Here is a 20,615-nt window from a genome sequence, read left to right on the forward strand (position 1 = left end):
GATAAACATCCGGGGCGAAACAGTGAAACACATTATGAACCGATAGGACTTAGAAACTGGCCTGTAATGTCAGACCGCTATAGGCGCTGTAACCATGCAACATGACGTAGTAGCGGCCGGACTTGGATGGTGTAATGGTACAGGTTTCACCATTACCCGCACGGTAAGGACGGCAGTCCCAGCTGCTTCTTGTCGCTTTCTGACCGAAGCGGACGTACAAGTCTGCGTCACCGGAGCCGCCTGAGGTTTTCACCGTCAGCGTACGGCCGGCCGTCACATCAATGTAGAAGTGCTGCTCGCTGCCGGAGGTTCCGTTCAGACCCGTTACTGCTTTGCCGTTTTCCAGCTTGCCGTCCGTCGGGGTGCCTGGATCGCCCCCGTCGCTGTCGGTGCCGCTGTACGCCAGTTTGTTGACCGTATTACGGGTATCGCTCACTTTGCCGCTCGTACCGCGCAGGACCAGCAGCTGACTGAGCTGAGCCGGGCTCAGACCCGGATTTTCATCCAGATACAAGGCGCCGATCCCTGCAACGTGCGGCGTTGCCATTGAAGTACCGCTGATGGTTTTATAGCTGCCGTCATACCAGGCTGAAGTAATGGATGAACCCGGTGCAAAGAGATCCACACAGCTGCCCCAGTTCGAGAAGCTGGAACGCTGATCTGAGCTGGTGGTGGAGCCGACAGTGACACCTGCGGCAACACGGGCCGGAGAAACATTACAGGCATCCTGATTCTCATTGCCCGCAGCCAGCATAAAGCTGACGCCTGAGCTGATCGCGCTGTTGATGGCACTGTCCAGAGCGGTTGAAATCCCGCCGCCTAAACTCATGTTTGCCACAGACGGACCGTTCGCATTCTGTTTCACCCAGTCCACACCGGCAATGACGCCAGAGGTGGTACCCGAACCACTACAGCTCAGCACCCGGACGCCGACAATACTGACGTTTTTAGCAATACCATAGGTGGTTCCCCCAATCGTCCCGGCAACATGGGTACCATGACCGTTACAGTCTGTCGCATTGGAGTCATTGTCCACAAAGTCGTAACCCGAACGGGCACGGCCGCCAAACTCACTGTGAGTGGTCGTCACCCCGGTATCAATGACATAAGCGGTCACGCCGGTACCGTTGTACTGGGCGACATAGCTGCCATTCAGAGGCAGGTTGCGCTGATCGACACGATCCAGTCCCCAAGTCGCATTACTTTGCTGAGCATCAACGGCTTCCGCGTACACAGGATCCAGTGAGATCACCTGATCCTGTTCAATATAATCAACCTGTCCGTCCTGACGCAGCGCCGCCAGCTGGTCCGGCGTCAGCGCTGCCACAAACCCGCTCAGGGCCGCATCGAACACCCGCTCCGCTTTCACCGCATGACTTGCAGCCATGCTTTCCACAGTGCGCGTGACGAATTCGGCCCGGGCAACCTGATCATTGCCGATAAAAGCCGGCTCTTTCAGCACCACGATATACTGATTCGCAACCGCTTTGTCTGGCGCAGCCTGAATCAGCGCCGCCTGATAGTCACCACTGACAGCCGTCTGAGCGTCCGCTGCCCAGACCGAGACACTGGCCAGGGCCAGCGCAGACGTGATACAGCAACCTAGCATTGTCTTATACATTATGATTCCCTTTCTCTGTTTATCCGTTTTGAGGAAATGCCTTACCACCGCAGGCACAAATAAAAGCTATACGCAATCAATTACTCATGCATAAGTGCGAAATACTGAATTTTCCGACTGAAACAGAGAGAAGAGTTATTACATTCAAGTTGCGAGACACAACAAAAATCACTTAACGTCTTGTTTTAATTGGCAGCTGTTGTAAATAGCCAGAGTGAAATTGACAGGAATTCAGATGTAAAAAAATAGTGACAGAGAATTAAACCAACATATTTATCCTGAATATCAGCGTATTACGATAAAATCCACACATATTTTTAACAAAGTGAAGTCTTTGCAAATTTACATCAGAAAAAAATCAATTCAGACCCGGGTTTGTAAAGCACAATATTTCATCTACCAGCAGAACACTTTGTCCTGCCCGTGAAGTCATTTCATGTCTCAGTGTGTAACAGGCAAAATTCCCTGCTGTCGTTCAGACTAAGAGAGTTCCCCGTCACCGATCTGAGGAGAGCTTCATGCGTTGGCGTAATACCCGGCAAAGCAGCAATGTTGATGACCGGCGTGGCCAGGGGCCCGCACAATCCGGCCTCCCCACGGCAGCTTTACTGCGATTTCTTCCGTTTCTGCTGAAAACTAAAGTCGGTAAGCTGATCCTGGTGGTCGGCGGGCTCTATCTGGCCTACCAATACTTCACCGGCGGCCCGGGGATGGTCGGGGTTCAGCAGGGCTCCGGACCGCTGCAGCAACAAACCTCTTCAGGCAGCAAGCTGCCCGCCCGTGATGAAGATGCCCAGTTCGTCGCCGCCATTCTGGGCACCACGGAAACCGTAGGGCGTCAGCTCCTCAACGATCAGTATCCGGAACCTCAGCTGGTCCTGTACGAGAACATGACCCAGACGGGCTGCGGAATGGGCCAGGCTCAGTCCGGCCCTTTTTACTGCCCGGCCGACAGCAAGGTCTATCTGGATCTCAGCTTCATGGACGAGCTGAAAAAGCTCGGAGCGCCCGGCGATTTTGCCTTTGCCTATGTCATCGCGCATGAAGTCGGACACCACGTCCAGAATGTCCTGGGTACCCATAAACAGGTGGCACAACAGCAGCAACAGGCCAGTGAAACCGAGGCCAACCGCCTCAGTGTGATGATCGAACTTCAGGCCGACTGTTATGCCGGGGTCTGGGGCTATTATGTCCATCACGACATGCAGTTACTGGAGCCGGGTGATATTGAGGAAGGATTGCAGGCTGCCAGTACTGTCGGGGATGACAGATTGCAGGAAATGGCCGGACGGGCCGTCCAGCCGGATGCATTCACCCACGGCACGTCAGCGCAACGGGTCAGTTGGTTCAAAAAAGGCTTCGCATCCGGCAATCCCAAGGACTGTGATACTTTCCAGAGCCTGGAATAAAGCCGTATTCGGGACCGGAAAACCGGTTCCGGTCCAAACCGAAACACCCGTAACTGTCAACACCGACCAGATAAGCAACCTCACACATAAAGTAAACTCAGGCATACACCCGGGGATGACCTTTTTCCGTTTCCGGATACGACTCGGGAATTGCCATGATGCCGGATGAGAAGCATTTACCTCCGCCGCCATGCAAAATGTCTGCAAATCGCAGCACCAGTGGGCCTGAAACCGGACCAATTGGGGTCTTTCTCATCCCTTCAACAGCTCAGAAACTGATGCGAATGTGATCAGTTACACGAAAATTTTGTCCATATGAGATCGATTGGGTCTCACCGAGATAGGTTTTCAAAATGCTATGATAGACTATGACGCAAGTCGCTTTTTTGAGGAAGTATGGCAAATCATATGCAACTGCTGAACCAGGCTCAACTGCTCTGTGAACAACGGGGAGTCCGGTTGACGCCACAACGTCATAAAGTACTGGAACTGATTCTGTCTCATCGCAGTTCGATCAGTGCTTACGAGCTGCTGGATTTGCTGCGGGAGTCCGAACCTCAGGCTAAGCCTCCGACAGTTTATCGTGCCCTCGACTTCCTGCTCGCTCAGGGATTTGTTCATAAGGTCGAGTCCACAAACAGCTATATTGCCTGTCATCTGCCGGATCATGCTGACCATTGTTCCCAACTGCTGATTTGCGATGAATGCAGTCATGTGGAGGAATGTCACGATGATGAACTGGCAAAAATGCTAAAACTAAAAGCGCAGCAGCAAGGCTTTCAGATTTCTCATCATGTTGTAGAAAGCCACGGCGTGTGCCAAGCATGCCAACGTAAGAAGTAGTCCGTTTCCGTACAACAACAAGGCAATCCAGATCCTATGCGAGCAGAATTTGTAAACCCATTTCTGGCCTCTCTGCTGAATGTGCTCAAGACCATGGCGTCAATGGAGCTGGCCCCGCAAAAACCTCTGCTGAAAAAAGATGAAATCGCCCGGGGTGATGTCTCTGGCCTGATTGGCATGGTGGGACCGCAAACCCGGGGCTCCATGTCTATCACTTTTGATGAAGGCCTGGCACTTGAGATTATGCAGCGTATGCTGGGCGAGCGTCCGAATGGTATTAATGATGAAGTCACTGACATGGTCGGTGAAATCACCAACATGGTCACCGGCGGCGCCAAGCGTATTCTGTCAGAAAAAGGCTATGATTTTGAAATGGCCACCCCCGCTGTCGTCTCCGGCCGGGGTCACACGATCACGCACAAGAGTGAAGGGGCAATTATCATCATGCCGTTTGAATCCGAATACGGCAAAGCCTTCATCGAGATCAGTTTCGACCGCTAATTTCCATCCGATTTCATCTTTTCTCGGGCCAGTTCAAACTGGCCTGACCTATTGATGCGAGCTGCATTGTTTTCCCTCACCTTTTTGCATATTTGACGCATAAAAGATTGCTCCTTGATTCGGTTACGATCTAGACTGGAAATGCTGTTGAGGTATCAATGCATATAAAAAGATGCTTATCAATAGTGTTCGTGTTGCCTGCCTTCGGGTAACGCAAGGAAATGAGATTACAAAGGAAAGATCGTCAAATGAGTAAACTGACAGGAACCGTAAAATGGTTCAACGATGAAAAGGGTTTTGGCTTTATCTCTGGCGCCGACGGCAAGGACGTTTTCGTTCATTTCAGCGCAATTCAGGCTCAGGGGCGTCGTACCCTGAAAGAAGGCCAAAACGTTGAGTTTATCGTTACTGACGGCCAGAAAGGCCCGCAAGCCAGCGAAGTGGTCGCCCTGTCTTAACCGAAAGGCATGCGCAACTCATAAAAAACGCCGCAACACTGCGGCGTTTTTTTATCTGTGAACAATCCGTCTGTTTTTACTGACGCCATTGTTTAAAGGCATTAATCAGACCATTCGTTGAACTGTCATGGCTGCTCACCGGCGTATTATCCGCCAGCTCTGGCAGAATCTGATTCGCCAGCTGTTTACCCAGCTCAACACCCCACTGATCAAAGCTGTAGATATTCCAGATCACACCCTGAGTGAAGATCTTGTGCTCATACATGGCAATCAGTGCACCCAGCGACAGCGGGGTGATCTGTTTCACCAGGATGGAGTTGGTCGGGCGATTCCCCTCAAAGACTTTGAATGGTACCAGCTCAGCTACGTCCGCCAGCGACTTCCCTGCAGCAATAAACTCTGCTTCAACCTGCGCACGCGTTTTCCCGAATGCCAGCGCTTCAGTCTGCGCAAAGAAGTTTGCCATCAGTTTCGGATGGTGATCGCTCAGCGGGTTATGGCTGACCGCCGGTGCAATGAAGTCACACGGGATCAGTTTGGTCCCCTGGTGGATCAGCTGATAGAACGCGTGCTGACCATTGGTGCCCGGCTCACCCCAAATGATTGGGCCCGTCTGGTAATCGACCGGATTGCCGCCACGGTCAACATACTTGCCGTTCGACTCCATGTTGCCCTGCTGGAAGTAAGCCGCAAAGCGGTGCATGTACTGGTCGTACGGCAGAATTGCTTCCGATTCCGCACCAAAGAAATTGTTGTACCACAGACCAATCAGCGCCAGGATCACCGGCAGGTTTTCGGTCAGCGGTGCTTCGGCAAAGTGCTTGTCCATCGCATGGGCACCCGCCAGCAAAGCTTCGAAATTATCGTAACCAACGGACAGGCAGATCGACAGACCGATCGCAGACCACAGTGAGTAACGGCCGCCAACCCAGTCCCAGAATTCGAACATGTTAGCTGTATCAATCCCGAATGCAGACACCGCATCAGCATTGGTCGACAGTGCTGCAAAGTGTTTTGCAACGTGAGATTCATCTTTGGCGTCAGCCAGGAACCAGTCACGGGCAGAATGCGCGTTGGTCATGGTTTCCTGTGTCGTGAAAGTTTTTGATGCAATCAGGAACAGAGTCGTTTCCGGATTCAGCCCTTTCAGGGTTTCCGCGATATGCGTGCCGTCAACGTTCGAGACAAAGTGCAGATTCAGGCGGGTTTTGTAAGGGGCCAGCGCTTCAGACACCATGTAAGGTCCCAGATCAGAACCGCCAATGCCGATATTCACAACATCAGTGATTTCCTTACCGGTATACCCTTTCCACTCACCGCCGATGATGCGGTCAGAGAACTGCTTCATTTTCGCCAGCACAGCATTGACGTTTGGCATCACATCTTCGCCGTCCACCAGCACGGGTGTGTTGCTGCGGTTACGTAGCGCAACATGCAACACAGCACGGTCTTCGGTACGGTTAATTTTCTCACCGCTGAACATGGCGCCAATCGCTGTTTTCAGTTCAGTCTGTTCAGCCAGATCAAACAGCTTCGCCAGCGTGTCTTCAGTGATAAGGTTCTTTGAATAATCCAGCAGGATATCGTTGCCGAACGCAGCGGAAAACTTTTCAAACCGTGACGGATCCTGCGCAAACAGCTCACTGAGCTGCAGATCCTGCGCCTGTTCAAAATGGGCAGTCAGTGCCTGCCAGGCCGGGGTTTGCGTGGGGTTAATGTTTTTCAACATAATGACGTTCCTGATGTGTTATTTTTCACGACAGCGCGACCAATGCCACGGCCATGATTTCCCAATTCAACGGTGTAAGCACAGCCGTAAGCATGGCGATATTTTGGTAAATTTACAACTTAATGTTAATTATGCCGCCAGCAGCGTCCCCCCTGCTTTGCTCCAGGTCACGCTTTCGGCGTATCAATCATAGCGGCTGTGAACGGGAAGAATACAGAAAATCATGCTGCAGCTGACAGGTAATACCGTGATAACAACAACATGCAGCATAAAACCTGATGTCTCCGACCATATCCTCTGCACGAATGCAGCTATCTCCCTGATGAAATTGAACAACACCTGATCCGATACCGATCAAGATATCAGCCGCCCGCCGGACCACTGCCACTCAGATCACTTCAGGGAACAGGGACAACTGGGCCGCTTCGGGAGGCGAACACTGCATTGCCCCGGCAATCAGGTGAAAATCGTGTGCGGAGATCTCAAATAAACCGTATCGGAATCTGGCTCCCCAGTGACGACTTCCCTGATGAAAAGCAAGACGCGCCAGCAGAGAGTGAATCTGTACCGGTGTCGTCTCCAGCCAGCTGACATCACGCCGGAATGGCTTGAAACCATGCCCCATATCAACCTGATATGGGGCTTTGTCCTGCACACAACAGATCCCGGTAAACGCTTGCAGCTTACTTCTTTGCCCGTACGTTTGCGACGGTGAGTAATACACCACCCTATCCCCCGCTGACAGCCGTTTCAGCGGCGTACCTTTGCCGTGGCAAACCTGCATGATGCCCCACACTTTCCCGCGGTCGACGTGATCGGCTGACGCGGTCGCCACCCAGAACCGGGGCATGGTCAGCTCGCCATCAGATATCGGATCCGATTGCGGTCCGGGTCCAGCACCACAAAGGAATATCCGAACTCAGCCTCAGACGGCACCTGAGCAATGGCGAGTCCCTGATTCAGACAGTGCTGATAAGCCTGATCAACGGTCGCCCGGTGAGACTGAAGCAGGCACAGTTCACCGCTCTGCCTGACCGTAGCCTGCGATTCAGATAACGGCGGCAAAACACCCGATGCCGACCATAATCCCAGCATCGCGGATGAATTGAGTTGAAACATTGCAAATGAAGGGGATGATTCAATGGCGGCAGATCCCAGCAATTGCTGGTAGAACGCTTCACTTTGACTGATCTGGCTGACATACCAGATGTTCATTGAAGGGACTGACATAATGGTGGCGCTCCTTACTGTGATTTGATACAGCAAGGCTAATCGCACCGCGTGACAATTCTTGTCAGTAGGAAGATGCCCTTTCTTTAATTTTTTCTGCTTCCCGCCATCGCCTCAGCAACTGGTAACGGGGTTCGGGATATTTGCGCCCCGATTCAGTGAAAGACTGAATACGCTCAACCCGGAAATGCCTGAATGCCTGCCGTGCTTCGCACCAGGCCACAAGCAGATAGCATTGCTGAAAAAAGCCGATCACCACGGGCCAGACATCACGCTGAGTGACCTGACCGTTTAAGTCGGTATAACCCATGGAAACCACAGACTCCTGTCGGATGGCTTTTCTGATGTCGGCCAGTTCAACCTGTAACTCAGGCGCCGCTGGCCCCGGTGCGACCCGCATCGTTTCCGTCGCCAGCTGGAGTTTCAGTTCGGTCGGCAGCACTGCCGAGATTTTGGCAATTGCGTTTTGGGCCGCCACCGAAAATTCACCATTGGCCTGACTGGAAATCCATTCCGCGCCCATCAGCAACGCTTCCAGTTCATCGACGGAAAACATCAGGGGCGGCAGCGTAAAGCCGGGTTTCAGGATATACCCCAGCCCCGCTTCACCTTCAATCTCGGCTCCCTGCGCCTGCAAGGTGGCTATATCCCGGTACACCGTCCGCACACTGACACTCAGCTCACGAGCCAGCGTCGCAGCTGACACCGGATATTTATGACAGCGCAAATGCTGAAGAAGATCAAACAGACGTTGACTACGGGACATATTCTTGAAGAAACAGTGAAAAATATGCGGTGATTCTAGCCCAATCCCGTCAGATGACGAAAGAGCGTCGCGACAAAGAACCGGACCCGACGGCACAGAAATCACAAGCGGGGCTCCCCGTTCGGCGTCCGTTTTGGGTATCCTGTCTTCATCCATCAGGCTAGACGGGTGGCATCAAGCGCCACCAGCCAATCATCTTTTACAGCGAGCAGAAACAATGTGGTTTCAAAAATCGATTCAGTTAAAACCCCGTTCCCGCGGATTTCACCTCATCACCGATGAAATTGAACGGCAATTGCCAGAACTCAGCAATTTTCAGATCGGACTGGCGCACCTGTTTATCCAGCACACCTCCGCCAGCCTGACCGTCAATGAGAATGCCGATCCGACGGTGCGCAGCGATATGGAAGCCCACTTCAACCAGTCGGTGCCGGAGCGGGCTCCTTATTACCGCCACACTGACGAAGGTGACGATGACATGCCGGCCCACATCAAAGCCTCAACCTTAGGCAGCAGTGTAACCCTGCCGATTGCCAGCGGTCGTCTGGCGCTGGGGACCTGGCAGGGCATTTACCTGGGAGAACACCGCAACCACGGCGGCAGCCGCAAAGTGATTATCACGCTGCAGGGCGAGTAACGGCCTGATTCGGGTGGATCACCACGCAGGCCGTATGCTTCTGGCGGCCAAAGCCGAGGATCTGGCTCAGACCGGCTTTGTTCAGCGGAATATGGGCCCGATGACCAATATCGGTCTTGTCTTCCGCATAGGGGTCATGAAAGAAGAAGAACTGATCACTGACCCCGCTCAGCACAATCCAGTGCGGCTCTTTGCTGCCGTTGAAGCGATAGGTGCTGATCAGCATCAGCAGACAGCACCCCTGCTTGAGCCAGTCCTCAATTTGTTCTACCGCTGGCATGGCGTCGACCACAGGGACTCCGGCTTCATCCAGTTGCTGGCAGAAGTCCTGGTGCACCAGTTCAATGATGTCTTTCTTTTTCGGATCCCGAACACTGTCGATAAAAGGCGTGGAGAGGGACTGAGTCCAGAGTTCAACCCGGCATCCGCGGCGGTGTGCCGCCAGTGCCAGACCATGCCCGCTGCACCCCCCGTGGCCCGATGCCATAAAGATGGTGGTGGCCTCACGCCACAGCTGCATCTCTGCCTGCCGACTGGGCTGATAATCAGGATCGAGATAAGACAGACTCATCATCAGACAGGATGGCCCGCAGGTAAACGGGGTCGTCTGGACATATAACGGTAACGGCAACAGCTGCTTTGCCTCAATGGGACTCAGACGCTTTTGCATCCGGATTCCATCCGCCAGATCATCGTAATAATGGATTAAAACTTTTAATGGTTTATATCCACATTTTTCATAGAGATTTCGCGCGGCGACATTGTCATTCCGCACTTCCAGCCTTAATGTATTGAAACCGTTTTCCAGTGCCGCCGCTTCACACGCAGACAGTAACTGCTGGGCAATGTGCCTACCTCGGTAAACGGGATCGACGGCAAGGGAATACAATCGTGCCAGCTGGGTACCCCGGTGAAACAACACCAGCCCGTAGCCGGCAATTTGGCCTTCATCTTCCGCGACTAACAGCACACTCTGAGGTGATTTAATAAACCGCCGCATCTGACGGGGAGAAATTCGATCTCCGTCGAAAAGCCGAGCCTCGAGAGTATTTAAACTAACTAGATCATAAAGCTGTGCAATACGGACTATCATGGACTGATTCACGCTTGAGTGGACTAGTTCGATTTAATCCCAAAATTAGCCGCAAGGCTATAGGTGAATGAAAAGATGACTAAAGTCCTCATTATTACCGACAACGACAGTGACTGGCGGCAGTATTTCCCCTCCGACAGGGTCGTCACTGTCGATACCTATTTGCAGCAGGGTGCGTTTTGTGAAAACAAGGCAACACAGGTGATCAACCTCTGCCGCGACTACGGCTATATGAGCAGCGGCTACTATTGCTCGCTGATGGCGGAAGCCCGCGGACACCGGGTGATCCCGAGGGTCATGACCATCAATGATCTGTCCCAGCCCTTCCTGTTATCCGTGCCGTCTGATCAGCTGGAAAAAGCATTTGCCCACCAGCTGCTGTCACCCGGAGAACAGCTGGAAGAGAAAATTTACTTTGGTCAGTCGAAGGTGCCGGGCTTTGAAAAAATTGCCCGCCGCCTGTTCGAGCATTTTATGGTGCCTGTCATCAAGGTGACGATTCGCCGTTCGGATGCGCACTGGCAGGTAGACCAGATCCTGCCGTTTCCCTTTCAGGATCTGACCGATCCGGAACAAGATTTATTTGCCGAGGCACTGGAGCGCTTCTCGAACAAAGTCTGGCGATCGCCAAAGCCAAACAAAAACGCCCGCTATGATCTGGCGTTGCTGATTGATCCGAGCGAGAAAATGCCGCCATCCGACAGCACGGCGCTGAGCAACTTCAAAAAGGCTGCCAAACGACTGGGGATGCGCCTGCAAACCATCACCCCGGATGATCTGTCACGGTTAGGGGAATTTGACGGCCTGTTTATCCGCGCCACGACCAATATCGGCAATTTTACCTACCGTTTCGCCAAAGCGGCCGAGAAACTGGGACTGGTGGTAATGGATGATCCGGAATCCATCATGAAGTGCACCAACAAGGTCTTCCTGACCGAGCTGCTGCGCTTACACAAAGTGCCGACACCGAAAAGCGCGGTCCTGAAAAGTTTCGACCCCGGCTGGCTGGAGCAGGCTGAGAACGACATCGGCTATCCGATGGTCCTGAAAGTGCCGGACGGTGCTTTCTCGGTGGGCGTGGTCAAAGTGAAGAACCGCGACGAATTACTGACACAGATGGACACCCTGTTTGCTCGCAGTACCCTGATTCTGGCTCAGGAGTTTCTGCCGACAGACTTCGACTGGCGGATTGGTGTTCTGAACCGTCAGCCACTGTTTGCCTGCAAATATTATATGAGTCGTGGTCACTGGCAGATTTATCAGCACCACAACAGCGGTCGGGTCAGTTCCGGTGGCTTTGAGACCCTGGATCTGAAACAGGTGCCAAAGAACGTCATTGATGTGGCGCTCAAGGCAGCCAACCAGATCGGTTCTGGTCTGTATGGTGTCGATCTGAAAGAAGTGAACGGTCAGGTGGTGGTGATTGAAATCAACGATAACCCGAGTATTGACCATAAAGTTGAAGATGCATTTCTCGGCGATTTGCTCTACGACCGGGTGATGACTGAATTCCTTCGCCGGATCCAGCTGCGCGGCTTCTGACCCGGATTCATGGGATCCCGTCTTTGACGGTATCTATGTCCGCCGAAAACAAACAAGCCGTGGCGGAAACCACGGCTTGTTTACTATCAGGCTTCGATTTCTCAGGAAACAATACCGCTTCCCGTCATCATGCCGGTGCACATTACCGGTAAGCCATGGCGACCCGGGAAGTCAGTTTGGTGACCAGCTCATACGCAATGGTCCCCACATAATCTGCCACCACTTCGGCAGGCAGCCCCTGCCCCCATAAAACGGCTTCATCCCCGACTTTATCTGTCGCATCCGGACCGAGATCAACCGTCAGCATGTCCATCGACACCCGCCCGGCAATCGGAACCTGACGACCATTGATCAGCACCGGCGTGCCGTTTGGCGCCGTACGCGGATAACCATCACCATAGCCAATGGCAACCACACCAATTTTCGTATCCCGTTCGCTGACCCAAGTACCGCCATACCCGACGGCTTCACCCTTTTTCACCGTACGCACGGCAATCACACTGGAGGTCAGTGTCATCACAGGGCGCATGCCAAGGGCTGCCGCAGAATGGCTCTTCTCAGCAAAAGGCGAAATGCCGTACATGATGATCCCCGGACGAATCCAGTCCAGATGGCTCTCAGGCCAGGCCAGAATCCCGGCAGAATTTGCCAGCGAACGTTCGCCGCGACACCCTTCCGTGAGCGACATAAAAGTTTGGATCTGTGCTTTCGTTTCCGGGCTGTCCAGTTCGTCCGCACAAGCGAAATGGCTCATATAACGCAGCGGTTGCGCCACGTTCGGACTGGTGTGCAGACGATCGACAAATGCTTCAAACTCTTCCGGCCGGACACCCAGCCGGTGCATACCGCTGTCAATCTTCAGCCACACTTTCACTGGTGTATCCAGTGTCGCCTGCTCCAGGGCTTCCAGTTGTTCAAGCGTATGGACCACCGTCTGAATGTTGTTGGTCACCAGCACCGGTAAATCGGTCGGCGAATAGAACCCTTCCATCAACAGAATCGGCTTCACCACACCACAGGCACGCAGTGACAGCGCTTCTTCAATCCGGGCAACCCCGTAACCGTCCGCATCCGGCAGCCCGGTCGCCACCTGCTCCAGCCCGTGCCCGTATCCATTGGCCTTGACCATCGCAAGTAACTTACAACCCGGTGTCTGCTGTCTGAGCAGACTGACGTTCTGGCGCAGGGCCTGGAGATCAATATAGGCGGTCGCGGCTTTCATTCATTTTCCTACTGCTGGGGATTTCAATACTCATCATCAAAAGCCGGGCCGGCATAGTTATCGAAACGGGAGAACTGGCCCTGGAAGGTGAGACGTACGGAACCAATCGGACCGTTCCGTTGTTTACCGATGATGATTTCTGCAATGCCTTTGAGGGCACTGTCTTCGTGATATACCTCATCACGGTAAATAAACATGATCAAGTCCGCATCCTGCTCGATGGCACCGGATTCACGCAAGTCCGAGTTCACCGGGCGCTTATCGGCACGCTGCTCCAGCGATCGGTTCAGCTGTGACAGTGCCACCACCGGCACATTCAGCTCTTTCGCCAGTGCTTTCAGGGAGCGGGAGATTTCTGCAATCTCCAGGGTCCGGTTATCCTGCAGACCCGGCACTCGCATCAGCTGAAGGTAGTCGACCATGATGAGGCTCAGACCGCCGTGTTCACGGGCAATCCGGCGGGCACGGGATCGGACTTCCGTCGGTGTCAGACCCGAGCTGTCGTCGATGTACATGTTTTTCTTTTCCATCAGAATGCCCATGGTTGACGAAATCCGTGCCCAGTCTTCGTCATCCAGCTGGCCGGTCCGGATTTTGGTCTGATCGACCCGGGACAACGAGGCCAGCATACGCATCATGATTTGTTCCGCGGGCATCTCCAGCGAGAAGATCAGCACCGGTTTTTCCTGCTCCATCGCCGCATTTTCACAAAGGTTCATGGCAAAAGTGGTTTTACCCATCGACGGACGGGCAGCGACGATGATCAGATCTGAGCCCTGCAGGCCGGCAGTTTTTTTGTTCAGGTCAGTAAACCCGGTCGAAACCCCGGTCACACCATCCTGCGGCGACTGATACAGCAGCTCAATCCGTTCCAGCGTCTTTTCCAGAATGGTATCGACGTTCTGCGGACCTTCGTTCTCATTGGTGCGCTGCTCGGCAATGGCGAAAACCTTACTCTCAGCCATATCCAGCAGATCTTCACTGCTGCGACCCTGCGGATCGTAACCGGCATCGGCAATTTCGTTCGCAACCCCGATCATGTCACGGATCAGCGCCCGTTCACGGACGATATCGGTATACGCGGCAATGTTCGCCGCCGACGGGGTGTTTTTGGCCAGCTCGGCCAGATAAGCGAAACCGCCCACATCATCCAGCTGGTCTAACTGCTCCAGCCGTTCTGACAGGGTGATTAAATCGAGTGGCTGACCGGATTCCAGTAGCCCGGCGGCCGCCTCAAAAATCATCCGGTGCGGACGACTGTAGAAATCGCGCGACACGACCTTCTCTGCGACGCTGTCCCAGCGCTCATTATCCAGCAACAGGCCGCCCAGTACCGACTGCTCTGCTTCCAGAGAATGAGGCGGCATCTTGATGGCGTCCATCTGACTGTCTTTTGCTCGATTGGATTTACTGTTTTCTGCCATAACCACTTGCACGATTAACCTGAATCCGGCCCGTTAGTATACCTGAACATCCCCGCCCGCAGGCAGCCATTGAGACAAAAAAGCCCCGCAAATAATCACCCTGCCCAATCTTACGGCACTTCCACAAAATATATGCCGAATTGGCTGACATTCTGACGATCAGCTGACATTTTTCGGCTACACTGCGCCGCTCATACGCAAGTCCTCCCAGAAAAACTTGCGTCTGTATTCATCTGCACTTTTTTGTGCCCCTTGTCGTTTCTTGTGTCGGTCGTTGGAGGGCACTTGGCAAATCAATGCATACTGCTTTGTGCAATGACAGCAGGACTGATTCTGGGCACGCCTGCCCGTGCTGAGGATGTCCCCGAACTCCCGCCGATCACCTCGCCCTGGAACAGTGAACTGGAACTGGGGTACCAATCGCTCTCCGGCAACTCGAATACGAAATCCCTGAACTCCCGCCTGGGCCTGACCTATGTGAAAGATCAGTTCAGGCAGCAGGTCGAAGCAAAGTATCTGCTGGCCGAGGAAGATAACAAAGAAAAGAAGCGCAAAGGCCAGATGGAGCTGCAGAGCGACTACATCATCAATGAGCGGGCCTATGTGCTGGGCAACACCAGTTACATTGATGACAAATACGGGCCTTACTTCAAGGATTTCACCCTGGCGACGGGTCTGGGTTACCGGGTATTCCGGCTGGAAAATCTGATGATGGAAGTTGAAGCCGGACCAGGCTACCGCCATCAGGAGCCCAATGTTGACGAGATCGACGATGATGACATCGTCGTGCCGGAAACTGTCGATGAACTGATCCTGCGGGGCAGCACCCGGATCATCTGGAAACCGTCCAAGGACGTCGAGCTGAGCCTCAAACTGACCGGCATTGCCGGAAACAGCAACAGCACGCTGGAAACGCAGGTTTCAATGACCAGTGCGGTCTCCGAGCACATTGCCATCAAACTCAGTAATACCCAGAAGTTCAACAGCTGGGTACCGGAAGGGCTGCAAAAGCGAGACGGCACCATGACCGTCAATCTGCTGTTCCAGTACTAAATTACTTACCGCATTATTTCATCTGGCAGATTTCAGAGACAAAAAAACCAGCCCGGAGGCTGGTTTTTTTCGCAGACGCGTGGCAACTGATTACTCAGCAGCAACAACGTTCACGTTTACTGTTGCGAATACGTCAGAGTGCAGCTGCAGGCTGATCTCGAATTCGCCAGTAGTGCGCAGTGCACCTTCTGGCAGACGTACTTCGCTCTTCGCTACTTCAACGCCAGCAGCAGTTACTGCATCAGCGATGTCACGAGTACCGATAGAACCGAACAGTTTACCTTCGTCACCCGCTTTAGAAGCAATCACGACTGCTTCCAGAGCGTTAACTTTCTCAGCGCGCGCTTGAGCAGCAGTCAGTTGCTCAGCAACTTTCGCTTCCAGCTCAGCACGACGTGCTTCGAACATTTCAACGTTCGCTTTGGTAGCCATAACTGCTTTACCCTGAGGGATCAGGAAGTTACGAGCATAACCAGCTTTAACGCTTACCTGATCACCAAGGCTGCCCAGGTTACCGATTTTATCAAGTAGAATAACTTGCATTATCTTGTCCTCTTAAACTTAATGAAACCGGCCAATTACTGATGTTTGTCAGTGTATGGCAGCAGAGCCAGGTAACGTGAACGCTTGATAGCGCGTGCCAGCTGACGCTGATACTTCGCACGAGTACCAGTGATACGGCTTGGTACGATTTTACCAGCTTCAGTGATGTAGTTTTTCAGAGTTGCTACGTCTTTGTAGTCAATCTCTTGTACGCCTTCTGCAGTAAAACGGCAGAATTTACGACGACGGAAGAAACGTGCCATGGGCTTATCTCCTGAACTAAATTTTTTCAATGTGATCGGCGTGCAACACTAACTTACCAATGCCATTCCGGCCGGTTTGCCACGAGATAAATCCCCCGGCTGTAATGTTGCTTCCGACAGCTAAATCTTGAGTGAGTATTTGCTGACCTTTGCCGCTGACTACCACGTTGATGTAGCAATACACCTGACGGGGTAAGCCCGCTTCCACCTGACTGGAACGATGCTCAAGCACAAAGTGACAATGAGGCACGCCGGCCGGGGACTGACTTCGTTTGGGGTGTTTGGCAACTGTGCCAGACAACTCCAGACGATTGGTCATTCAATGATTACTCAGCTGCAGCTTCGTCTTCAGATTGTGCTTCTGCACGCTCGTCACGACGTGGGGCACGCTCTTCTTTAGCCTTCATCATTGGAGATGGCTCAGTGATAGCGCCTTTAGTGCGCATGATCATGTTACGGATCACAGCGTCGTTGAAGCGGAAGTTAGACTCCAGCTCGTCGATAACAGACTGCTCTGCTTCAACGTTCATCAGAACGTAGTGAGCTTTGTGCAGTTTGTTGATTGGGTAAGCCAGTTGACGACGGCCCCAATCTTCCAGACGGTGGATCTGACCGCCAGAATCTTTGATAGCACCAGTGTAACGCTCGACCATGCCAGCAACTTGCTCGCTTTGATCTGGGTGCACCATAAATACGATTTCGTAATGACGCATTTGTTGCTCCTTACGGATTATTCAGCTTCCCTGTTCGGCTCGGTCATCCTGGGGAAGCAAGGAACTAAGGGTATAAAACCGAGAATTTAGGCGCGAGATAGTACAGAATTACACCGGCGAGCGCAACTAAAACTGTGACGGCAAACCCTCAATCAGCGATATTTTTCCATCGCATAAAAAACGCCACCCGAATGGGTGGCGTTTCAGTCAAAATCCAGGCAAACGCTGCGCTGCGGATTTGTTATCCCTGACGCTGACGCACCGCCTCAAACAGGCAAATTCCGGTCGCTACCGAGACGTTCAGACTGGACACAGAACCGGCCATCGGGATTTTAATCAAATCGTCACAGGTCTCACGGGTCAGACGTCGCATGCCTTCCCCTTCAGCCCCCATCACAATGGCCAGCGGTCCGGTCAGTTTGCTCTGATACAGGTCATGTGTTGCTTCACCGGCAGTCCCGACAACCCAGACGCCTTTGTCCTGCAATGCGCGCAGGGTACGGGCCAGGTTCGTCACCCGGATGAGCGGCACGACTTCTGCGGCGCCGCAAGCCACTTTCGATGCTGTCGCATTCAGCTGCGCTGCGCGATCTTTCGGTACGATTACCGCCGCCACGCCCGCTGCATCAGCATTTCGCAGGCAGGCACCCAGATTGTGCGGATCGGTCACGCCATCCAGCACCAGTAACAATGGGTTTTCCTGCCCGGCCAGAAGGTCGTCCAGATCATTTTCATTGTACTGTTTGCCCGGTTTGACCCGCGCCACAATGCCCTGATGACTGCCACCATCGGATTTGTCATCCAGTGCCTTACGACCCGCTTGCTGAATGGTCACACCCAACCGTTGCAGTTCATTCAACAGCGGCAGCAAACGCTCGTCCTGACGCCCTTTCAGCACAAAGACTTCAATGAAACGTGCCGGGTCGGAACCCAGCACTGCGCTTACGGCATGAATGCCGAAAATCATATCATTACGCATTATTTTTTCTTCTTCGCCGCCCGTTCTTTCTTACCGGCCCGCTGCTTGCGGGCCTTGACCGATTTCTTTTTCGCTTTATCTTTTTTCTTGGCTTTTTTGCCTGGCTGACCGTCGTCACCTTCCGGCCGCGGCACCATACCTGATTTCAGTTGCTGACGCACGGATGAACGCTCTTTTTTCGATTCCGCTTTGTGCTCTGGCTGGGCTTCCCCGTTCTCGACCCGGAACACTTTCAGACTCTGACGTTGCAAGCCTTCCGCCTTACGCATCCGCTGTTGCTTATCACGGGTCTGGGCTGTTTTCCCGGGTCTGCGTACCTTACGGCCGCCACCGACCAGTTCAAAATCAATCTGGCGATCATTGAGGTTGATTGCCGCGACTTTGACCTTCACAGCATCACCGAGTCGATAAATCTTGCCGGAAGCATCGCCAATCAGCCGCTGGCCGATCGGATCATACTGGTAGTAGTCGTTGTCCAGATTCGAGATATGTACCAGCCCGTCGATGTTCAGCTCATTAAGGCGGACAAAGAAACCAAAACCGGTGACATTGGCAATCACACCGTCAAACTCATCTCCGACGTGGTCCTGCATGTACTCACACTTGAGCCAGTCCGCCACATCACGGGTCGCATCATCAGCACGGCGCTCAGTCATCGAACACTGCTCACCCAGCACATCCATATCGTCGAAGGAATAGTGGTAGCCACCCGTTGGTGTCCAGCGATCGGTATTCGTGCCGTTTTCTTTCGCAATCAGATACTTGAGTGCGCGGTGCAATGCCAGATCCGGATAACGGCGGATCGGCGAAGTAAAATGCGCGTACGAATTCAGGGCCAGACCAAAGTGACCAATGTTATCCGCCTGATAAACAGCCTGCTTCATGGAACGCAGCAGCATGGTCTGAATCAGTTCTTTATCCGGACGATTCTGGATCGCCGCAGCCAGATGCGCGTAGTCGCTCGGCGCAGGTTCCAGCCCGCCGGTCAGGTTCAGACCCAGCTCACCCAGGAAATCCCGAAAGCCGGTCAGACGCTCTTCACCCGGGGTGTCATGCACCCGGTACAAGGCCGGCTCTTTGGCTTTTTCCACCAGCTTGGCTGATGCGACGTTCGCCATGATCATACATTCTTCGATGATCTTATGGGCGTCGTTGCGCTCTGCGGGCACAATGCGGTCGATCTTCCGGTCAGCATTGAAGATGAACTGGGTTTCCACCGTTTCAAACTCAATGGCACCCCGCTCTTCCCGGGCCTGCTTCAGCACCTTGTACATTTGGTACAGCTCTTCCAGGTGCGGAACCAGTGGCGCATAACGCTCTCGCAGGGGCTCATCCCCTTCCAGCATCTTGCTGACTTTGGTGTACGTCAGACGGGCATGAGAATTCATGACCGCTTCATAGTGTTTATAGCCCGACAGCTTACCCGCTGCAGAGATGGTCATTTCACAGACCATGCACAGACGATCGACCTGCGGGTTCAGCGAGCACAGTCCGTTCGACAGTACTTCGGGCAGCATCGGAATCACCTGAGACGGGAAATAAACCGAGTTACCGCGCTGGATCGCTTCTTTGTCTAACGCTGAATCCGGACGTACGTAATAACTGACGTCGGCAATGGCAACCCACAGGCGCCAGCCGCCGGACTTTTTCTTCTCACAGTAAACGGCGTCATCAAAGTCGCGGGCATCTTCACCGTCAATCGTGACCAATGGCAGTTCTCGCAGATCAACCCGGCCTTTTTTGGCTTCTTCCGGGACTTCTTCCGAAAGGTGAGCGACCTGTTTCTCGACCTCTGCTGGCCACACATGCGGAATGTCATAAGTGCGCAGTGCAATTTCGATTTCCATGCCCGGCGCCATATTTTCGCCCAGCACTTCGACCACCTTACCCACAGCGTTGTACTGACGCGTGGCACGCTGGGTGATCTCGACCACCACCACATTCCCCATCCGGGCACCCAGACGGGCATCCTGCGGAATCACGATATCCTGTGCGATACGTGAATCATCCGGTACGACAAACCCCATGCCGTCTTCAATAAAATAGCGGCCGACGATCTGACCGCTGTATTCCTGCAGCACGCGTACAATCCGCCCTTCACGGCGGCCACGCTTATCAACTCCGGCAACCTGAACCAGCACATAGTCACCGTGGATCACGCCACGCATCTGGTGGGCCGGCAACAGCAGATCATCCTGGCGGGCAGTACCGCTGCCTTCCGGACGCAGGAAACCAAAGCCGTCTTTGTGACCAATCACATGGCCTTTGATCAGATCCAGCCGCTCCGGCAGGGCATAACACTGACGGCGGGTATACACCAGCTGGCCATCGCGTTCCATCGCCCGTAAACGCCGGCGCAGCCCTTCATACTGGTCTTCGCCTGCCAGCTGCAGTGCTGTAAACAGCTGATCACGGTTGACCGGGGTGCTGAAGCCACGGATGACTTCTAAAATCAGTTCACGGCTGGGGATGGGATTTTCGTAATTTTGAGCTTCCCGCTCGCGGAAAGGATCGACAGGTAAATCAGTTGTACCTTTGGACATAAAATAATCCGTATTGGCAGCTAATGAACCTAAGTATATAACTGCC

Annotated in this window: 22 protein-coding genes; 7 read left to right on the top strand and 15 right to left on the bottom strand. The window is 53.3% G+C overall.

What is annotated here, in order from left to right; genetic code table 11:
• Positions 1–49 precede the first annotated feature (49 nt).
• Entirely contained in the window at positions 50–1,621 is a 1,572-nt protein-coding gene (locus ACYP03_RS19605) for a S8 family peptidase (protein ID WP_459781816.1), read from the bottom strand.
• 518 nt (positions 1,622–2,139) lie between these two features.
• On the opposite strand from ACYP03_RS19605, the gene ypfJ reads away from it, so the two are divergent.
• Positions 2,140–3,030, top strand: coding sequence for a KPN_02809 family neutral zinc metallopeptidase (gene ypfJ / locus ACYP03_RS19610; protein WP_459781818.1), 891 nt, complete (start codon positions 2,140–2,142; stop codon positions 3,028–3,030).
• Positions 3,031–3,127: 97 nt separating this feature from the next.
• Here the strand turns inward: ypfJ and ACYP03_RS19615 are convergent, their stop codons facing one another.
• The gene (locus tag ACYP03_RS19615; protein WP_459781820.1) at positions 3,128–3,286 is read right to left on the bottom strand and encodes a hypothetical protein; all 159 of its coding nucleotides are present in this window, start codon (positions 3,284–3,286) and stop codon (positions 3,128–3,130) included.
• A 140-nt stretch (positions 3,287–3,426) separates the two neighbouring features.
• On the opposite strand from ACYP03_RS19615, the gene zur reads away from it, so the two are divergent.
• The 3 genes from zur (at position 3,427) to ACYP03_RS19630 (ending at position 4,832) form a co-directional block, all read left to right on the top strand.
• Entirely contained in the window at positions 3,427–3,873 is a 447-nt protein-coding gene (gene zur, locus ACYP03_RS19620) for a zinc uptake transcriptional repressor Zur (RefSeq protein WP_248144275.1), read from the top strand.
• Positions 3,874–3,909: 36 nt separating this feature from the next.
• Positions 3,910–4,374, top strand: coding sequence for a chemotaxis protein CheX (locus ACYP03_RS19625; protein ID WP_036755449.1), 465 nt, complete (start codon positions 3,910–3,912; stop codon positions 4,372–4,374).
• Between the two features lie 248 nt (positions 4,375–4,622).
• Positions 4,623–4,832, top strand: coding sequence for a cold-shock protein (locus tag ACYP03_RS19630; RefSeq protein WP_036755448.1), 210 nt, complete (start codon positions 4,623–4,625; stop codon positions 4,830–4,832).
• A gap of 76 nt (positions 4,833–4,908) precedes the next feature.
• On the opposite strand, the gene pgi is transcribed toward ACYP03_RS19630, so the two are convergent.
• The 4 genes from pgi to ACYP03_RS19650 form a co-directional block, all read right to left on the bottom strand.
• Positions 4,909–6,561: a glucose-6-phosphate isomerase gene (gene pgi / locus ACYP03_RS19635; RefSeq protein WP_459781823.1), complete on the bottom strand. Its 1,653-nt coding sequence runs from the start codon at positions 6,559–6,561 to the stop codon at positions 4,909–4,911.
• Between the two features lie 388 nt (positions 6,562–6,949).
• Positions 6,950–7,411 carry an EVE domain-containing protein gene (locus ACYP03_RS19640; protein ID WP_459781824.1) on the bottom strand — a complete coding sequence of 154 codons (462 nt, stop codon included), beginning with the start codon at positions 7,409–7,411 and terminating at the stop codon, positions 6,950–6,952.
• 2 nt (positions 7,412–7,413) lie between these two features.
• Positions 7,414–7,791, bottom strand: a complete 378-nt coding sequence (locus ACYP03_RS19645) for a VOC family protein (RefSeq protein ID WP_459781826.1) — start codon at positions 7,789–7,791, stop codon at positions 7,414–7,416.
• A gap of 64 nt (positions 7,792–7,855) precedes the next feature.
• Positions 7,856–8,557 carry a helix-turn-helix transcriptional regulator gene (locus ACYP03_RS19650; protein WP_459781828.1) on the bottom strand — a complete coding sequence of 234 codons (702 nt, stop codon included), beginning with the start codon at positions 8,555–8,557 and terminating at the stop codon, positions 7,856–7,858.
• Between the two features lie 217 nt (positions 8,558–8,774).
• On the opposite strand from ACYP03_RS19650, the gene ACYP03_RS19655 reads away from it, so the two are divergent.
• Entirely contained in the window at positions 8,775–9,194 is a 420-nt protein-coding gene (locus ACYP03_RS19655) for a secondary thiamine-phosphate synthase enzyme YjbQ (protein WP_330961596.1), read from the top strand.
• Here ACYP03_RS19655 and ACYP03_RS19660 read toward each other — a convergent pair.
• Positions 9,175–10,287, bottom strand: coding sequence for a peptidase C39 family protein (locus ACYP03_RS19660; RefSeq protein WP_459781830.1), 1,113 nt, complete (start codon positions 10,285–10,287; stop codon positions 9,175–9,177). The genes ACYP03_RS19655 and ACYP03_RS19660 overlap by 20 nt on opposite strands.
• A gap of 75 nt (positions 10,288–10,362) precedes the next feature.
• Between ACYP03_RS19660 and ACYP03_RS19665 the strand changes: the two genes are divergently transcribed.
• Positions 10,363–11,829, top strand: coding sequence for a RimK family protein (locus tag ACYP03_RS19665; protein WP_459781832.1), 1,467 nt, complete (start codon positions 10,363–10,365; stop codon positions 11,827–11,829).
• Positions 11,830–11,971: 142 nt separating this feature from the next.
• Here the strand turns inward: ACYP03_RS19665 and alr are convergent, their stop codons facing one another.
• Both alr and ACYP03_RS19675 read right to left on the bottom strand, forming a co-directional pair.
• Positions 11,972–13,051: an alanine racemase gene (gene alr / locus ACYP03_RS19670; RefSeq protein ID WP_459781834.1), complete on the bottom strand. Its 1,080-nt coding sequence runs from the start codon at positions 13,049–13,051 to the stop codon at positions 11,972–11,974.
• Positions 13,052–13,074: 23 nt separating this feature from the next.
• Positions 13,075–14,475: a replicative DNA helicase gene (locus tag ACYP03_RS19675; protein WP_248144285.1), complete on the bottom strand. Its 1,401-nt coding sequence runs from the start codon at positions 14,473–14,475 to the stop codon at positions 13,075–13,077.
• 315 nt (positions 14,476–14,790) lie between these two features.
• On the opposite strand from ACYP03_RS19675, the gene ACYP03_RS19680 reads away from it, so the two are divergent.
• The gene (locus ACYP03_RS19680; protein WP_459781837.1) at positions 14,791–15,528 is read left to right on the top strand and encodes a DUF481 domain-containing protein; all 738 of its coding nucleotides are present in this window, start codon (positions 14,791–14,793) and stop codon (positions 15,526–15,528) included.
• Positions 15,529–15,618: 90 nt separating this feature from the next.
• Here the strand turns inward: ACYP03_RS19680 and rplI are convergent, their stop codons facing one another.
• From rplI to rnr, 6 genes are all read right to left on the bottom strand, one after another.
• On the bottom strand, positions 15,619–16,071 hold the full coding sequence (gene rplI, locus ACYP03_RS19685) for a 50S ribosomal protein L9 (protein WP_036755427.1): 453 nt from the start codon (positions 16,069–16,071) through the stop codon (positions 15,619–15,621).
• 35 nt (positions 16,072–16,106) lie between these two features.
• Positions 16,107–16,334: a 30S ribosomal protein S18 gene (gene rpsR, locus ACYP03_RS19690; RefSeq protein ID WP_002539422.1), complete on the bottom strand. Its 228-nt coding sequence runs from the start codon at positions 16,332–16,334 to the stop codon at positions 16,107–16,109.
• Positions 16,335–16,350: 16 nt separating this feature from the next.
• The gene (gene priB, locus ACYP03_RS19695; protein WP_248144287.1) at positions 16,351–16,653 is read right to left on the bottom strand and encodes a primosomal replication protein N; all 303 of its coding nucleotides are present in this window, start codon (positions 16,651–16,653) and stop codon (positions 16,351–16,353) included.
• Between the two features lie 7 nt (positions 16,654–16,660).
• Entirely contained in the window at positions 16,661–17,047 is a 387-nt protein-coding gene (gene rpsF / locus ACYP03_RS19700) for a 30S ribosomal protein S6 (RefSeq protein WP_248144288.1), read from the bottom strand.
• A gap of 241 nt (positions 17,048–17,288) precedes the next feature.
• Positions 17,289–18,026: a 23S rRNA (guanosine(2251)-2'-O)-methyltransferase RlmB gene (rlmB, locus tag ACYP03_RS19705; RefSeq protein ID WP_248144289.1), complete on the bottom strand. Its 738-nt coding sequence runs from the start codon at positions 18,024–18,026 to the stop codon at positions 17,289–17,291.
• Complete coding sequence (gene rnr, locus ACYP03_RS19710; protein ID WP_248144290.1) at positions 18,026–20,569, bottom strand: ribonuclease R; 2,544 nt, start codon at positions 20,567–20,569, stop codon at positions 18,026–18,028. Before rnr ends, rlmB begins: the two co-directional genes overlap by 1 nt.
• Between the last annotated feature and the right edge of the window lie 46 nt (positions 20,570–20,615).

This window comes from Photobacterium sp. R1, assembly GCF_054600795.1.

Excerpts from the sequence above, each read along its gene's own strand:
- ACYP03_RS19615 (WP_459781820.1), bottom strand. The coding sequence starts at position 3,286 with ATGAGAAAGACCCCAATTGGTCCGGTTTCAGGCCCACTGGTGCTGCGA.
- ACYP03_RS19660 (WP_459781830.1), bottom strand. The coding sequence starts at position 10,287 with ATGATAGTCCGTATTGCACAGCTTTATGATCTAGTTAGTTTAAATACT.
- ACYP03_RS19625 (WP_036755449.1), top strand. The coding sequence starts at position 3,910 with ATGCGAGCAGAATTTGTAAACCCATTTCTGGCCTCTCTGCTGAATGTG.
- rnr (WP_248144290.1), bottom strand. The coding sequence starts at position 20,569 with ATGTCCAAAGGTACAACTGATTTACCTGTCGATCCTTTCCGCGAGCGG.
- zur (WP_248144275.1), top strand. The coding sequence starts at position 3,427 with ATGGCAAATCATATGCAACTGCTGAACCAGGCTCAACTGCTCTGTGAA.
- ACYP03_RS19665 (WP_459781832.1), top strand. The coding sequence starts at position 10,363 with ATGACTAAAGTCCTCATTATTACCGACAACGACAGTGACTGGCGGCAG.
- ACYP03_RS19675 (WP_248144285.1), bottom strand. The coding sequence starts at position 14,475 with ATGGCAGAAAACAGTAAATCCAATCGAGCAAAAGACAGTCAGATGGAC.
- rlmB (WP_248144289.1), bottom strand. The coding sequence starts at position 18,026 with ATGCGTAATGATATGATTTTCGGCATTCATGCCGTAAGCGCAGTGCTG.
- ACYP03_RS19640 (WP_459781824.1), bottom strand. The coding sequence starts at position 7,411 with ATGCCCCGGTTCTGGGTGGCGACCGCGTCAGCCGATCACGTCGACCGC.
- pgi (WP_459781823.1), bottom strand. The coding sequence starts at position 6,561 with ATGTTGAAAAACATTAACCCCACGCAAACCCCGGCCTGGCAGGCACTG.
- alr (WP_459781834.1), bottom strand. The coding sequence starts at position 13,051 with ATGAAAGCCGCGACCGCCTATATTGATCTCCAGGCCCTGCGCCAGAAC.
- ACYP03_RS19605 (WP_459781816.1), bottom strand. The coding sequence starts at position 1,621 with ATGTATAAGACAATGCTAGGTTGCTGTATCACGTCTGCGCTGGCCCTG.
- ACYP03_RS19680 (WP_459781837.1), top strand. The coding sequence starts at position 14,791 with ATGACAGCAGGACTGATTCTGGGCACGCCTGCCCGTGCTGAGGATGTC.
- rplI (WP_036755427.1), bottom strand. The coding sequence starts at position 16,071 with ATGCAAGTTATTCTACTTGATAAAATCGGTAACCTGGGCAGCCTTGGT.
- ypfJ (WP_459781818.1), top strand. The coding sequence starts at position 2,140 with ATGCGTTGGCGTAATACCCGGCAAAGCAGCAATGTTGATGACCGGCGT.
- priB (WP_248144287.1), bottom strand. The coding sequence starts at position 16,653 with ATGACCAATCGTCTGGAGTTGTCTGGCACAGTTGCCAAACACCCCAAA.
- ACYP03_RS19645 (WP_459781826.1), bottom strand. The coding sequence starts at position 7,791 with ATGTCAGTCCCTTCAATGAACATCTGGTATGTCAGCCAGATCAGTCAA.
- ACYP03_RS19650 (WP_459781828.1), bottom strand. The coding sequence starts at position 8,557 with ATGTCCCGTAGTCAACGTCTGTTTGATCTTCTTCAGCATTTGCGCTGT.
- ACYP03_RS19630 (WP_036755448.1), top strand. The coding sequence starts at position 4,623 with ATGAGTAAACTGACAGGAACCGTAAAATGGTTCAACGATGAAAAGGGT.
- rpsR (WP_002539422.1), bottom strand. The coding sequence starts at position 16,334 with ATGGCACGTTTCTTCCGTCGTCGTAAATTCTGCCGTTTTACTGCAGAA.
- ACYP03_RS19655 (WP_330961596.1), top strand. The coding sequence starts at position 8,775 with ATGTGGTTTCAAAAATCGATTCAGTTAAAACCCCGTTCCCGCGGATTT.
- rpsF (WP_248144288.1), bottom strand. The coding sequence starts at position 17,047 with ATGCGTCATTACGAAATCGTATTTATGGTGCACCCAGATCAAAGCGAG.